The sequence below is a fragment of the Colwellia marinimaniae genome (assembly GCF_002207865.1).
Classification (GTDB): domain Bacteria; phylum Pseudomonadota; class Gammaproteobacteria; order Enterobacterales; family Alteromonadaceae; genus Colwellia; species Colwellia marinimaniae.
In genome coordinates this window covers 1-267 of sequence record NZ_BDQM01000294.1, presented here as the reverse complement: position 1 = coordinate 267, position 267 = coordinate 1, and the positions used below count along the sequence as shown (strand labels likewise).

The window sequence follows — 267 nt, the reverse complement described above, 5'->3', positions numbered from 1 at the left end:
GGCAAGAGGACGCGCCGCACACGCTGGAGGTCGCGTGCCCGCCCGCGCTGGCCGGCTGGTCGCTGGCCACGGGGCTGGAGCCGGTGGCGGTCGCACCGTCCGGCTTCGGGCTGTACCGCGCACGCAACTATGACGAACTGGTCGACTGCCCCGTGGAGATGGGCCCGTTCTGGAGCGCCCAATTCACCGCCTGCGGCGTGGCGCACCAGCTGGTGGTGGCCGGCGCCGCGCCGTCGTTGGATGGCGAACGCCTACTGCGCGACGTGC

At 73.4% G+C, this 267-nt stretch carries 1 protein-coding gene; it reads left to right on the top strand.

What is annotated here, in order from left to right; all coding sequences use genetic code 11:
* Nucleotides 1–267 (top strand): M61 family metallopeptidase (locus tag MTCD1_RS19340; RefSeq protein ID WP_438819306.1); only part of this gene is annotated, 267 nt, incomplete at both ends.